This window comes from Psychrobacillus lasiicapitis (assembly GCF_006861795.1).
In the GTDB taxonomy this organism is placed as follows: Bacteria; Bacillota; Bacilli; order Bacillales_A; family Planococcaceae; genus Psychrobacillus; species Psychrobacillus lasiicapitis.
In genome coordinates, this window is sequence record NZ_VDGH01000017.1 from 19,143 (window position 1) to 32,825 (window position 13,683).

Annotated in this window: 12 protein-coding genes; all 12 read left to right on the forward strand. The window is 37.7% G+C overall.

Annotated elements, in window-relative coordinates; all coding sequences use genetic code 11:
• The first annotated feature begins 96 nt into the window (after positions 1–96).
• A complete protein-coding gene (gene glmU, locus FG382_RS21560; protein ID WP_142540917.1) occupies positions 97–1,467 on the forward strand; it encodes a bifunctional UDP-N-acetylglucosamine diphosphorylase/glucosamine-1-phosphate N-acetyltransferase GlmU in 1,371 nt (456 codons plus the stop codon).
• A gap of 22 nt (positions 1,468–1,489) precedes the next feature.
• Positions 1,490–2,449, forward strand: coding sequence for a ribose-phosphate diphosphokinase (locus tag FG382_RS21565; RefSeq protein WP_142540918.1), 960 nt, complete (start codon positions 1,490–1,492; stop codon positions 2,447–2,449).
• 80 nt (positions 2,450–2,529) lie between these two features.
• The gene (locus FG382_RS21570; RefSeq protein WP_142540919.1) at positions 2,530–3,132 is read left to right on the forward strand and encodes a 50S ribosomal protein L25/general stress protein Ctc; all 603 of its coding nucleotides are present in this window, start codon (positions 2,530–2,532) and stop codon (positions 3,130–3,132) included.
• A 186-nt stretch (positions 3,133–3,318) separates the two neighbouring features.
• On the forward strand, positions 3,319–3,882 hold the full coding sequence (gene pth / locus FG382_RS21575) for an aminoacyl-tRNA hydrolase (RefSeq protein WP_142540920.1): 564 nt from the start codon (positions 3,319–3,321) through the stop codon (positions 3,880–3,882).
• Positions 3,883–3,928: 46 nt separating this feature from the next.
• The gene (locus FG382_RS21580; RefSeq protein WP_142540921.1) at positions 3,929–4,159 is read left to right on the forward strand and encodes an anti-sigma-F factor Fin; all 231 of its coding nucleotides are present in this window, start codon (positions 3,929–3,931) and stop codon (positions 4,157–4,159) included.
• A gap of 91 nt (positions 4,160–4,250) precedes the next feature.
• Positions 4,251–7,775, forward strand: coding sequence for a transcription-repair coupling factor (mfd, locus tag FG382_RS21585; protein WP_142540922.1), 3,525 nt, complete (start codon positions 4,251–4,253; stop codon positions 7,773–7,775).
• 95 nt (positions 7,776–7,870) lie between these two features.
• On the forward strand, positions 7,871–8,407 hold the full coding sequence (gene spoVT, locus FG382_RS21590; RefSeq protein ID WP_142540949.1) for a stage V sporulation protein T: 537 nt from the start codon (positions 7,871–7,873) through the stop codon (positions 8,405–8,407).
• A gap of 1,015 nt (positions 8,408–9,422) precedes the next feature.
• Entirely contained in the window at positions 9,423–11,030 is a 1,608-nt protein-coding gene (locus FG382_RS21595; RefSeq protein WP_142540923.1) for a putative polysaccharide biosynthesis protein, read from the forward strand.
• Positions 11,031–11,045: 15 nt separating this feature from the next.
• The gene (gene yabN / locus FG382_RS21600) at positions 11,046–12,503 is read left to right on the forward strand and encodes a bifunctional methyltransferase/pyrophosphohydrolase YabN (protein ID WP_142540924.1); all 1,458 of its coding nucleotides are present in this window, start codon (positions 11,046–11,048) and stop codon (positions 12,501–12,503) included.
• Positions 12,504–12,510: 7 nt separating this feature from the next.
• Entirely contained in the window at positions 12,511–12,801 is a 291-nt protein-coding gene (locus tag FG382_RS21605; protein WP_142540925.1) for an RNA-binding S4 domain-containing protein, read from the forward strand.
• Positions 12,802–12,879: 78 nt separating this feature from the next.
• A complete protein-coding gene (yabP, locus tag FG382_RS21610; RefSeq protein ID WP_142540926.1) occupies positions 12,880–13,182 on the forward strand; it encodes a sporulation protein YabP in 303 nt (100 codons plus the stop codon).
• Complete coding sequence (yabQ, locus tag FG382_RS21615; protein ID WP_142540927.1) at positions 13,179–13,676, forward strand: spore cortex biosynthesis protein YabQ; 498 nt, start codon at positions 13,179–13,181, stop codon at positions 13,674–13,676. Before yabP ends, yabQ begins: the two co-directional genes overlap by 4 nt.
• Positions 13,677–13,683: the final 7 nt, after the last annotated feature.

Below are 13,683 nucleotides of genomic sequence, written 5' to 3' on the forward strand. Positions count from 1 at the left end.
TTGTCATGTATTTGTCAAGAGATATTTCCTTGAAAAATCGGTTCATTTCCGCTATAGTCAAAAGAGGAAATTAGCCCACTGGAGGGAATTCGGAATATGACAAATACTTTTGCGGTTGTACTAGCAGCTGGTAAAGGAACTCGTATGAAGTCAAATCTATATAAAGTACTGCATCCTGTCTGTGGAAAGCCTATGGTGGAACATGTTATAGACAACATGGAAAAGCTAGGCGTTGAAAAAATCGTGACAGTAGTTGGTCATGGTGCAGAAGTTGTTCAAAGTGAATTAGGAAATAGAAGTGAGTATGTACTACAAGCAGAGCAACTAGGTACAGCGCATGCAGTTTTACAAGCAGAAACAACACTTGCCAATTTATCTGGAACGACTATTGTAATTTGTGGGGATACGCCCCTAATTACAGCGGAAACAATGAAAGAGTTATTGAATCATCATAAACAAACAGGAGCTAAAGCAACGATTTTAACTGCCATTGCTGATGACCCTACTGGTTATGGAAGAATAATCCGTGCAGAAGGCGGAAATGTAAAAAGCATTGTAGAGCAAAAAGATGCCTCTGCAGAGGAACAGCTTGTAAATGAGATTAACTCAGGTACTTATTGTTTCGATAATGAAGCTTTATTTAAATCATTAAAATTAGTGAAAAACGAAAATGCACAAGGTGAGTATTATTTACCTGATGTAATCGAAATTTTGCAAAAAGAAGGAGAAGTAATTTCTGCTTTTGCCGCAAAGGACTTTGATGAAATTCTTGGTATAAATGATCGAATCGCACTTTCTCAAGCAGAACAGATCATGCGATCCCGTATTGCTCATCGTCATATGCGTGAAGGTGTCACAATTATTGATCCTCAGAGTACATACATTAGCAGTGATGCGGTAATTGGTGCAGACACAGTCATCCAACCAGGAGTTATGATTGAAGGACAAACTACCATTGGAGAAAATTGTATAATAGGTCCGAACAGTCACCTTGTTTCAAGTGTTATTGGTAATAGAACAACTATCCATTCATCCGTTGTATTATCGAGTGAAGTGGGTGATCATACAACAATTGGTCCATTTGCGCATATTCGACCACAATCTGAACTTGGAAATGACGTGAAGATTGGTAACTTTGTTGAAGTGAAAAAGTCGACAGTAGGAAATGGTAGTAAAATTTCTCACTTAAGTTATATGGGTGACGCTTCAATTGGCTCAAATGTAAATATCGGCTGTGGAACGATTACAGTAAATTATGATGGAAAAAATAAATTTGTAACAACAATCGAAGACGATGCTTTTGTTGGATGTAACTCTAATTTAATAGCACCTGTCACTATTGGTAATAAAGCTTACGTTGCTGCTGGATCTACTATTACAAAAAACGTTCCTGGTGAAGCACTTGCAATAGGTCGTGCACGACAAGAAAATAAAGAAGGCTACGTAAATAAACTAAAACTAAAATAACCGATTCCTCAGGAGGATTATCATGTCAGAACAATATGCAAATTCGAAGTTAAAAATATTTACCTTAAACTCTAATAAAGAATTAGCTGAAGAAATCGCAAACGCAGTAGGAGTTCCACTAGGGAAAAGCACAGTTACTAGATTCAGTGACGGCGAAGTACAAATCAATATTGAAGAAAGTATCCGCGGGTGTGACGTGTTTATCGTCCAATCAACATCTGCTCCTGTAAACGAGCACATTATGGAATTATTAATTATGCTAGATGCTTTAAAACGTGCTTCTGCTCGTACAATAAGTGTTGTATTACCTTACTACGGATATGCGCGTCAAGATAGAAAAGCACGTGCTCGTGAACCGATTACGGCTAAACTCGTAGCAGACCTTTTAACAACAGCAGGGGCAACTCGTGCAATCGTTTTGGATTTACATGCTCCACAAATTCAAGGATTCTTTAATATTCCGATTGACCATCTCGTGGCAGCGCCTATTTTATCTGATTATTTCTTAGAGAAAGATATTGATCCTGCGGAATTAGTTATTGTATCTCCAGACCATGGCGGTGTAACACGTGCTCGTAAAATGGCGGATCGCTTAAAAGCACCGATCGCAATCATCGATAAACGTCGCCCGCGTCCAAATGTTGCGGAAGTAATGAATATTGTCGGTAATGTAGAAGGTAAGACCGCTATTTTAATCGATGATATTATTGATACAGCTGGAACTATTTCCATTGCGGCTCAAGCATTAATGGAAAGTGGTGCGAAAGAAGTTTATGCTTGCTGTACGCATGCAGTACTATCTGGTCCAGCTATTGAACGTATCGATAACTCAGTAATAAAGGAATTGGTGATCACAAATTCTATTCAATTATCAGAAGAAAAAGTATCTCCAAAAATTAAAGAATTATCAGTAGCGAAATTATTAGGGGACGCAATCGTACGTGTATTTGAAGAAAAGTCAGTAAGTACTTTATTTGATTGAGATTTATCTAAATAATGTTTGAAGACTTCTGATAGTGGGTATACATATTGGTAGACAACTATCGGGAGGATGAGAAATAGATGAGTACAACTGTAAAAGCACAAGCAAGAGGGCGTAAAGAAAATAATAAGTTAAGAAATAATGGATTTATTCCTGCTGTTGTATATGGTTTTGAAGTAGAATCACAGCCCATCGCGGTCGAAGAAAAAGATTTAACTAAAACGCTTCGTGAAGTTGGTCGTAATGGAGTCATTAAGCTAGAGGTTAACGGTAAAACAGTTAACGCGGTGATGAGTGATTACCAGATGAATATACTAAAGGGTCAAATGATTCATGCAGACTTTTTAGCGATTAACATGCAAGAAGAATTAGACGTAAACGTTATAGTAAATGTTGTAGGTAATTCAGTAGGTGTATCTGAGGGTGGATTGCTGCAACAACCAAATAGAGAAATAACCATTACTGTAAAACCATCTAGTATCCCTGAAAGCATTGATGTTGATGTATCGGGAATGGCAATCGGTGACACGTTAACGGTTGCAGATGTTCGCGATAAAATAGAGTATGCTATTGTAAACGAGGATGATTACACATTAGCTACCGTGTCAGCACCGAGAGTAGAAGATACAGAAGAGACGGATACAGAAGAAGAAACAACTGAAGAGACAAAAACAGAAGAATAAAACAAAAGAGATTGTCTTAAGGCAATCTCTTTTGTTTTATTAAGAAGATAAGTAAGTATCCTTCTGCATCAGAGCTCTGCTTGGTTCGACATGATACAGAAACTTAGTCCACACCCCTCTAATATAGGCGCTTATGCTTTTCTTATGATAAAATAAAGGAAATACGTATTAAAGGAATGGAAATGAATGAAAATTATTGTTGGTCTAGGAAATCCAGGGAAGCAATATGAAGCAACGAGACATAATATTGGTTTTCATGTAATTGACGAGCTTGCAAATCGCTTCAACATACCACTCACTCAATCGAAGTTTAATGGGATGTATGGTATTTCTCATATCGGCTCAGAAAAGGTAATGCTCTTGAAACCGTTAACATACATGAACTTATCGGGTGAATGTATCGTGCCGATGATGGATTATTTTGAAGTAGATGATGATGACCTTGTAGTTATTTATGATGATCTAGATTTACAAGTAGGGAAGCTTCGACTTCGTCAAAAAGGAAGTGCTGGAGGACACAATGGCATTAAGTCTATTATTCAGCACCTAGGGACGCAAGAATTTAACCGTATTCGAATAGGAATTGATCGACCAACGAACGGGATGAAAGTTCCGGATTATGTGCTATCCAAATTTAGTGACGATGAAAGAATGGAAATGGAAATAGCAGTGAAAAAAAGCGCAGATGCATGTGAGGATTGGCTGTCGAAAAGTTTTTTAGAAGTGATGAATAAATACAATGGTGCATAAAATTTAACGAAAAGACCTATACTTCCTAAAAGGAGGTTTGATGGTTATGCCGATTCATTATAAATGCCGCCATTGTGAAACAGAAATTGGTCAATTACCATTTGATAGTATAGATGAACAGTTTCTAACTAAACATGAAATAACACCGGAAGAACAACATGAATACATAGTAAGTGGAGCTGAGGGAGAGTATACCGTGCAATGCATATGTGAAGAATGTCAGAATTCTCTTCAAACGTTTCCAAACTATTATGCATTAAAAAAATGGATACAGTAAAGACGCTTTGGCACGATTTCGTGCACAAAGCCTTTTCTGTTTTATTATCATTCAAAGAAGTTCTTTTGTTTGTTGGATAGGGGAGGATTGAATGGAACTTTTAAGCAATCTATTAATCGAAGATACACATATACAAAAACTAGTAAAAGAATTAGAGAGTGGAAATGACCAACAGTTAATAACTGGTCTCACTTCTAGTGCAAGAGCCGTCTTCACAGAGATGCTCTATAAGGAACGTCAGAAAGCTATACTAATTGTTACTCCCAATTTGCTACATGCTCAAAAACTGACAGAGGATTTAGTAAAGCTTGTTGGAGAGGAATTAGTGCGCCTATATCCTGCTGATGAGCTTATAGCTGCAGATATATCCATTACAAGCCCAGAGCTTCGTGCACAGCGTCTGGAAGCATTAGATCATATGTTTACGAAAAAAAATGGAATATACATTGTCCCTATCGCTGGATTAAAAAAGTATATGCCAAACGTAAAAGACTGGAAAGAAAGTATAATCTCCGTAGCCGAAGGGGATGAAATTATACTAGAATCCTTCCTCCAAAGTTTAGTGGATATGGGATATGTAAGACAACCAATGGTTACTGCTCCTGGAGAGTTTGCATTAAGGGGTGGAATCATTGATATTTATCCTTTGTATTTAGAGAATCCAATACGTATAGAGTTATTTGATACAGAAGTAGATTCCATTCGAACATTCTCTGCGGAAGATCAACGTTCTTTAGAAAAGTTGAAGGATATTCGAATATTACCAGCTACAGAGTATGTCTTAACAGCGGATAAAAAGAAACTACTTGCACATAAATTAGAACAGTCTTTAGCAGAAAGCTTAAAAAAAGTTAAACTACAAGAAATGAAAGATCAATTTTACCAAAACATTCAACATGATATCGAATTATTAAAACAAGGTGAACAGCCGAAAGAGTTTATGAAATACGTCTCATTATTAGATGAAGATAATAGCTTTTTAGGGAACTATTTCAATCAAGATGGGATGGTTTTATTTGATGAGCTTGGAAGAGTTCAAGAAGTAGCAGATACGTTAGAGAGAGAAGAGAATGACTGGTTTTTATCGTTATTAGAAGAAGGAAAAACAGTTCATGATGTAAAGCCTTCGTTTCATTTAAAAGATATTATACACATGCTTCCGAATGAGAAAGTCTACTTTTCTTTGTTTTCACGAACATTCTCAGGAATATCGATTAAGAAAAATGTAACTATCTCTTGCAAACCAATGCAAAACTTTCATGGACAAATGCATTTATTGAAAAATGAAGTGGAGCGGTTTATACAAGGGAAATTTCGCGTTGTTATATTAGCTGACGGAAAAGACCGTGTTTCGAAAGTCCATACTGTTCTAGAAGATTATGAAATAGTATCCAAGATAGGGGCCTCCACAAATGATTTACAGCAGCCTGGTATTTTTGTTGTAGAAGGAGATTTAGATGCAGGCTTTGAATTACCATTACAAAGAATTGCTGTTATTACAGACGCTGAGTTATTTAAACAAAAGCATAAGAAAAAAACAAGAACACAAAAAGTATCAAATGCAGAAAGGATTAAAAGCTATTCCGAAATAAAACCCGGAGACAATGTCGTACATATCCATCATGGGATAGGGAAATATATTGGAATAGAAACGCTATTAGTTAACGGTATTCATAAAGATTATTTGCATATTCGATATCGCGGCGAAGATAAATTATTCGTTCCGGTCGACCAAATAGATCTTATTCAAAAGTATGTTGCTTCTGGAGAAAAGGACCCAAAGCTTCATAAACTAGGTGGAGCAGACTGGAAGAAAACAAAAACAAAAGTATCTGCAGCCGTTCAGGATATTGCAGATGAGCTGATAAAACTATACGCCAAAAGAGAAGCTGAAGTAGGATATGCGTTTGAGCCAGATGGTGAAATGCAACAATCATTTGAGGCTGCTTTCCCTTATGAAGAAACCGAAGATCAACTTCGTACTATTAGTGAAGTGAAACAGGATATGGAAAGAGCCCGTCCAATGGATCGTTTAGTATGTGGCGATGTAGGATATGGGAAAACGGAAGTAGCTATTCGAGCTGCATTTAAAGCGGTGATGGAAGGAAAACAAGTTGCATTTCTCTGCCCTACAACCATCCTTGCACAACAGCATTATGAGACGATGCTAGAAAGGTTTCAAGAGTTTCCCATTGAAGTAGGTTTACTTAGTCGTTTCCGTTCCAAAAAACAACAAACTGAAACAATTAATGGACTTAAAAAGGGAATGGTAGACGTTGTAGTAGGAACGCATCGAATCTTATCAAAAGACGTTGTTTATCATGACTTAGGACTTCTCGTTGTCGATGAAGAACAACGGTTTGGTGTAAAGCACAAAGAAAAGATTAAACAATTAAAAACAAATGTAGACGTTATAACGCTAACTGCCACACCAATTCCACGTACATTGCATATGTCGATGATTGGAGTACGAGATTTATCTGTTATCGAAACACCACCTAAAAACCGTTTTCCTGTTCAAACGTATGTGATGGAATATAATGGAGCACTTGTCAGAGAAGCGATTGAACGAGAGCTAGCAAGGGGAGGACAGGCATTTTATCTGTACAATCGAGTAGAAGATATTACTCGAAAAGTAGATGAAATTCAAATGCTTGTACCAAGTGCGAGAGTTGGATTTGCACATGGACAAATGTCTGAAACGGAGCTTGAATCGGTTATTATTAGCTTTTTAGAAGGAGAATACGATGTTTTAGTCACGACGACTATTATTGAAACAGGTATTGATATCCCTAATGTTAATACGCTGATTATTCATGACGCAGATAAAATGGGATTGTCGCAGCTTTATCAATTACGTGGTCGTGTAGGCCGTTCCAACCGGGTGGCATATGCTTATTTAATGCATCAAAGAGATAAAGTGCTGACGGATGTAGCTGAAAAAAGATTGCAGGCGATTAAAGAGTTTACGGAGCTCGGTTCTGGTTTTAAAATTGCCATGCGAGATCTTTCTATTCGAGGAGCAGGTAATTTACTTGGATCTCAGCAACATGGATTTATCGATTCGGTTGGTTTCGATCTATATACACAAATGCTTGAAGATGCAATAGAAGAAAAAAGAACAGGAATTAAAAAAGAGGAAATCCCAGATTTAGAAATTGTGTTATCGACGGACGCTTATATTTCAGATGAGTATATTCCAGACGGTTATCAAAAAATTCAAATGTATAAACGTGTGAAAGCAATGGAGAAGGAAGAAGAATATTTAGATCTTGTAGACGAATTACAGGACCGTTTCGGCGATTTACCGCTTGAAGCAGAGAAATTACTACGTATTGCCCGTATGAAGGTTTATGGTAAATCAGCGGGAGTCGAATCCATTAAAGAAGTAAATAAAACCGTATCTATTCGTTTTAGCGTAGAAGGAACACAAAATATAAATGGTGCCTTACTTGTAGAGAAGTCTATGAAATATGGACGTGGGGTAGGATTTACGATGGATAATAGCAATCTGGTCATTACAATAGATGAACGGAAAACAGGTAAATTTGATCCGTTTGACGTATTAGAAGAAATGATGTTAGTTCTTCCAGAGGCAAAAAAAGAAATAGCATAAGCTAAATACCACTTTGCATATTTTTTGGTAATGTGATGCATACTATGGCAGAAATGAATTTTAGTTTCCAATCTGTCGAAAGTGAGGCAAATTACATGAAAGCAACTGGCATCGTACGTCGTATTGATGATTTAGGGCGAGTAGTTATCCCGAAAGAAATACGTCGAACACTTCGCATCCGAGAAGGAGATCCGTTGGAAATTTTTACGGATAGAGATGGAGAAGTAATATTAAAGAAGTACTCGCCTATAAGCGAGCTTGGAAGTTTTGCAAAAGAGTACGCGGAAACTTTGTATGAAACTTTAGGAACTCCGGTTCTAATAAGTGACCGTGATGAAATGATTGCAGCAGCAGGATTATCAAAAAAAGATTATTTAAATCGTAGGTTAAGCCCAGATGTAGAGGAAATAGTGAGTAAAAGATCCGTTGTGATGGAAAAACACGAAAACTCTGTAGAGTGGGTACCGGGGATTTTTGAAACAGTTAAGTCCTATTGTATCGCGCCTATAATTGCATCCGGAGATCCAATTGGGGCAGTATTTTTAATATCAAAAGTGCATTTTATCGGGGAAGCGGAACTAAAAGCAATTGAAACCGCTGCAAATTTCCTGGCAAAACAAATGGAAAGCTAAAAAGGTCTTCCTCTTTTACAAAAGAGGAAGGCTTTTTTGTGTTTTAGGAAATGATAAAGGCTATGGTATGTAGATAACTTTTTATCAACTATTATTAATGGGAACTAGCAAGTTAGATTAATCGGCTGTCTCTTGTCGACGACTAGTGCGCATTCTAGGGAAACTGTGCGGTAAGAAATTTTATTAGGTAACCGCTAGGATTTTCGCTTCAGGAGGACGCTTTCCGCGGGGCGGGCGGTGAGCCTCCTCGGTCGCTGTCGCTCCACTGCGGGGTCTCACCTGTCCCGCTTGATTCCCGCAGGAGTCGCCTCCTTCCGCTTCAATCAATGGAGAATTCTTGCTATTTGGCTCGGCAGTTATAAGAGCTATAAATGGATTCTGATTCACTGGTTATTTATGATCGACTTACTAAAGAAAATCATCCACAGTTTTTGACCATGCAAATCCAATAAGTGGCTATGGGAGACCAAACAGTTGTCGAAAGTAACCAGTTGTAGTCTGAGAGGAACCAATTTTCCTAAAACAAGTTAACTCGAATTGAGACGGCAATAATAGAGCATTAACTAGGATTATTTTACTGAAATTTTCCACTTGCTCGGTTTGTCACGTTCCCAGTGTGTATTGTAGCGTTGTACCATTTATTGGCGTTTAATAGCTAGAAAACTTTTAGAAGTTTCATTTGTTAAACAGTGACGCCTATTAGATAGCGTTATCCATCATGGATTGTAGTGGAAGGGCGTCGACTCCAGCCGGAAAAGCTTGAGGTGAAGACCCTGGACTGAGCGTAGCGAAGGAAGCGGCTGAAGCCAAGCCGGCGGAAAGCGTACGTCCTGCAGCGGAAATCTTAGCGGACTCTTCATTAAACTCACTATCGCACAGTTTCCCTATACTCTACACTTTTCTAAAGACTTCGAAAAACAAGATTGACCCAAAACTCATTTATGTTTTTTATTGTCCTGCTTCAACTTATCTTGTGTATAATAAATGCATTGCTGGATGGAAGAAGGATTCAACTATGAGTAACGATTGGAATATGAAGACTTATATGAAAGGGGCTGCAATGCTAACTGTTGCAGCAGTTATTGTAAAACTACTAAGTGCAGTGTACCGAGTTCCTTTTCAGAACCTAGTTGGAGATGAAGGTTTTTATATTTACCAACAGGTATATCCGTTTATTGGAATTATTACAACCTGGACTTCCTATGGTTTTGCGGTAGCATTATCAAAAGTATTATCAGACTATAAAGCAAGTGGGAAAGAACATGCCATACCGCAAGTGCGGAGAATAGCTTTTATCTACATTGGGATACTTTCCATTTTGTCTTTTATCGTACTGTATGTTGGAGCAAATTTTTTCGCAGAGGCGATGGGTGATGGAAATCTAGCTTACTTATTGAAAGCTGGCTCATATGTCATTTTACTCATGCCAATGCTTGCAGTCTTAAAAGGAGAATTTCAATCTAATGGCCATATGCAGCCAGTAGCATATGCACAAATAGTGGAACAGACAATTCGAGTTTCCGTTATATTACTTGGTACGTGGATTGTTGTATCCAAAACCTTTGATTTATATAAAGCTGGCAGCATGGCAATGTATGGTGCGGTAGCAGGGGAACTCGCTGGTTTATTATTTTTAGCACTTATTTATTGGAAGGTAATTGGACGTGAGAAAAAGAGTAACAAACAAAAAAATGTGCTGCTTTGGCCGATTATAAAAGATTTAACAATGATTAGTATTAGTGCCAGTATAAGTGCGTTATTATTTTTGTTGTTACAATTAGTAGATTCATTTACCGTTTTTCAAATACTTCTCGAAAACGGTTTGGAGAAGCAAGAGGCTATGGAGACAAAAGGAATCTATGATCGTGGACAACCGCTTGTACAACTAGGAATTGTTATTGCTTCCACATTATCATTGGCAATCGTTCCACTTGTCGCACATCGGATGAATAAAGAAAAAGGAAGGACCGCTATTCCTTTTATGCAGCTTACGTTTCGAGTAGCTTTTACTTTCAGTATTGCTGCAGCTTTAGGTCTGATCGTAGTACTTCCGTTTGTGAATGAGATGCTGTTTCAAACGAGAGATGAGTCGATCACTTTAATGGTGTTCTCTTTTCAAATTGTATGGATGTCTTTAATTCTCACTTTGATGGCGATGCTACAAGGGAGTGGGAAAGTAAAGCTTCCTACGGTGTTTTTAATGCTTGGTGTATGTAGTAAATGGCTAGTAAATGGTATGCTTGTACCAGGATACGGCGTATTAGGAGCTGCTATAGCGGGGAATATTAGTTTAGTGCTTGTATTTATATGTATGTTTTATTATTTTAAAAGAAGTTGGAAGATACGTTTTGCTTCTTTTGCATTTTACAAAGGAATTGCACTTTCCTCCGCAGCTATGGTGGTAGGTGTGGTAGCTTATAGCTTATTAGCAGATGCTTATTTATTTGATTGGTTGCCTAGTCGTATCGAGGCACTTGCAATATCATTGAGTGCAGTGTTGCTCGGAGCGGCGATTTTTTTAATCATTTTAGCAAAAAGACGTGTTATAGCGGAGAAAGAGTGGTTTCTATTGCCATTCGGTAGAAGAATGGCCTCTTTCCAGTTATGGTTAAATAAAGATTAGTAAGGGTGTGAACAGATGAATGAAATAACGATTATTGGACTTGGAGCAAGTGATTTAGATCAGCTTCCTTTAGGTATATATAAAAAACTAAAAGCAGCAGAGCATTTATATGTACGTACAGAGCAGCACCCGGTATTGCAGGAGCTAAAATCGGAAGGTCTTACTTGGACAAGCTTTGACACGATATACGAAGAAAATGATCAATTTGAAAAGGTCTATGAAGAAATAGTACAAACATTGCTAAAGCTAGCAACAGAAACTTCCGTTACATACGCGGTTCCTGGGCATCCGCTTGTAGCAGAACAAACTGTTCAGTTATTAATCGAAGCAGAGCGAAAGGGAAATGCACATATCCGAATCGAAGGTGGACAAAGCTTTTTGGATCCAATTTTTGCAGCTTTACGCATTGATCCAATTGAAGGGTTTCAACTGTTAGATGGAACTAGTTTTAAACGAGATGATGTACAAATGGGATCGCATGTACTAATCGGACAGGTATATGATGCGTTTAGTGCATCTGAAGTAAAGCTAACTCTTATGGAAAAGTATCCGGACGATTATGAAGTGACGATTGTAACAGCTGCAGGCTCTGCGCAAGAAAAACTAACAAAAGTACCTTTATACAAGTTAGACCATGTAATGGAGCTTGATAACTTAACGACATTGTATGTTCCACCTATACAAGAGCAGGAAAAGCGATTAAAGGAATGGCAAACACTGCGTCAAATTGTTGCACATTTAAGAGGGCCCAACGGATGTCCTTGGGATAAGGAACAAACGCATGTAACACTAAAGAAATATGCAGTAGAAGAAGTTTATGAGCTCTTACAGGCGATCGATGAGGAAGATGATGATCATATTGTCGAAGAACTTGGAGACGTCCTTTTACAAGTGTTTTTACACGCACAAATTGGAGAGGATAGTGGATACTTCAGTATGGAGGATGTATTGAGCTCCATTTCCGATAAAATGATTCGTAGACATCCACATGTATTTGGGGAAGTCACCGCTAACAGCACAGAGGATGTCATGCGCAATTGGCAGCAAATAAAAGCGGAAGAGAAAGACAGGGATGAAGAGTCATTACTGGACGGAGAACTGCGTTCAGATTCTTCCCTTCTAACATCTTTCAATTATCAAAAGAAAGTTGCCAAAGTCGGTTTTGATTGGCCAGATGTCTCTGGTGCTTGGGACAAGTTCACGGAAGAGTTAGCGGAGTGGAAAGAAGAATTACAATCGGGGACAAAAGAAACGCAAGTGGATGAGCTAGGAGATGTGTTATTTACAATTGTTAATCTAGCACGGTTTTATGGAATATCTCCTGAACAAGCAATGGTACAAGCGAATCAAAAATTTAAAAGAAGATTTCAATTTATTGAGTCGAGCGTTAAAAAGGGAAAAGGAAACTTTTCGGACTATGATTTAGAAGAGCTCGATAGTTTTTGGAATGAAGCAAAGAGACTAGAGAGGTAGTGTGGATATGAGATTAGATAAGTTCTTAAAAGTTTCGAGATTGATTAAACGAAGAACACTTGCAAAGGAAGTAGCAGATCAAGGAAGAATTACGATTAACGGAAAAGTAGCAAAAGCAAGCTCCGATGTGAAAGCAGGGGATGAGTTATCTATTCGTTTCGGGCAAAAAGTAGTAACCGCTTCTGTTGATGCGATCAAAGATTCGGCGAAAAAAGAAGATGCCGCTTCTATGTTTACCATAATAAAAGAAGAACGACTGGAAAAAATCGACCCAGCATTTATAGATGACGAAGATTAAGAAAAAAAGCATGACACATTTGTCATGCTTTTTTTTTACGTGCATACAATGAGTTAGGACAAGGAGAGGAGAGAGCATATGCAATTTCAAGCAGAAAACCAAACAATTACTATTCCATCGGGGGACCATTTAATATCGCTAAGAAACCGAAAAAGAATGGATTTAACTTCTGTAAAAGCAATTGAACGATTTGACCAACAAGAGTTCTATGTAAGAACATCACAAGGATTGCTTCTTATCAAGGGAGAAGAACTGAAGATTGTCCATTTAGATGTAGACAAAGGCCTGCTAACCCTAGATGGAATTGTAAAGGCCATCCAGTATGATGAGGAGCAGAATTTAGACGGTGCTCGAGGGTTACTTCATAAACTATTCGGATGACACTCTCTTTACAATTTTTTAGTTTATTATTAATGGTGTTGAGTGGAGTAGTCGTAGGTGCGATAATTGAAGGGACACGCTTTGTGATGAATAGTTTTCCAAAGCGTACCTTTGTTTTCAAATATAGCACTGCTCTAGAAATAATCATTTGGATTTTACTTGGATTAGGAACTTTTTATATTCTTTTTCAAGTACGAGATGGTATATGGAGAATTTATGATCCATTAGCACAAATAGTAGGCATTCTATTGTATGAGCAATTGTTTCAGCCTATTTTTCGTTTTATGGGAAGAGTTTTCTTACGGATGATTATCCAACCGATTTGGTTCATCATTCGCATAATTGTAACAATTATTCGTAAAATTCTTAGATTGATAGCACTTATACTTTTAACTATAGTTCGACCGTTCCGCTTTATTTATAAAAAAATGCGGCATTTGGCTCTTAAGAAAAAACCAAAATTCCGTTATAATAAAAAGTACACGAAAAATTAAGGTACTT

What these genes read in the sequence shown, in the direction of transcription:
- glmU (WP_142540917.1), top strand. Translation starts at nt 97, where the DNA reads ATGACAAATACTTTTGCGGTTGTACTAGCAGCTGGTAAAGGAACTCGT.
- FG382_RS21565 (WP_142540918.1), top strand. Translation starts at nt 1,490, where the DNA reads ATGTCAGAACAATATGCAAATTCGAAGTTAAAAATATTTACCTTAAAC.
- FG382_RS21570 (WP_142540919.1), top strand. Translation starts at nt 2,530, where the DNA reads ATGAGTACAACTGTAAAAGCACAAGCAAGAGGGCGTAAAGAAAATAAT.
- pth (WP_142540920.1), top strand. Translation starts at nt 3,319, where the DNA reads ATGAAAATTATTGTTGGTCTAGGAAATCCAGGGAAGCAATATGAAGCA.
- FG382_RS21580 (WP_142540921.1), top strand. Translation starts at nt 3,929, where the DNA reads ATGCCGATTCATTATAAATGCCGCCATTGTGAAACAGAAATTGGTCAA.
- mfd (WP_142540922.1), top strand. Translation starts at nt 4,251, where the DNA reads ATGGAACTTTTAAGCAATCTATTAATCGAAGATACACATATACAAAAA.
- spoVT (WP_142540949.1), top strand. Translation starts at nt 7,871, where the DNA reads ATGAAAGCAACTGGCATCGTACGTCGTATTGATGATTTAGGGCGAGTA.
- FG382_RS21595 (WP_142540923.1), top strand. Translation starts at nt 9,423, where the DNA reads ATGAGTAACGATTGGAATATGAAGACTTATATGAAAGGGGCTGCAATG.
- yabN (WP_142540924.1), top strand. Translation starts at nt 11,046, where the DNA reads ATGAATGAAATAACGATTATTGGACTTGGAGCAAGTGATTTAGATCAG.
- FG382_RS21605 (WP_142540925.1), top strand. Translation starts at nt 12,511, where the DNA reads ATGAGATTAGATAAGTTCTTAAAAGTTTCGAGATTGATTAAACGAAGA.
- yabP (WP_142540926.1), top strand. Translation starts at nt 12,880, where the DNA reads ATGCAATTTCAAGCAGAAAACCAAACAATTACTATTCCATCGGGGGAC.
- yabQ (WP_142540927.1), top strand. Translation starts at nt 13,179, where the DNA reads ATGACACTCTCTTTACAATTTTTTAGTTTATTATTAATGGTGTTGAGT.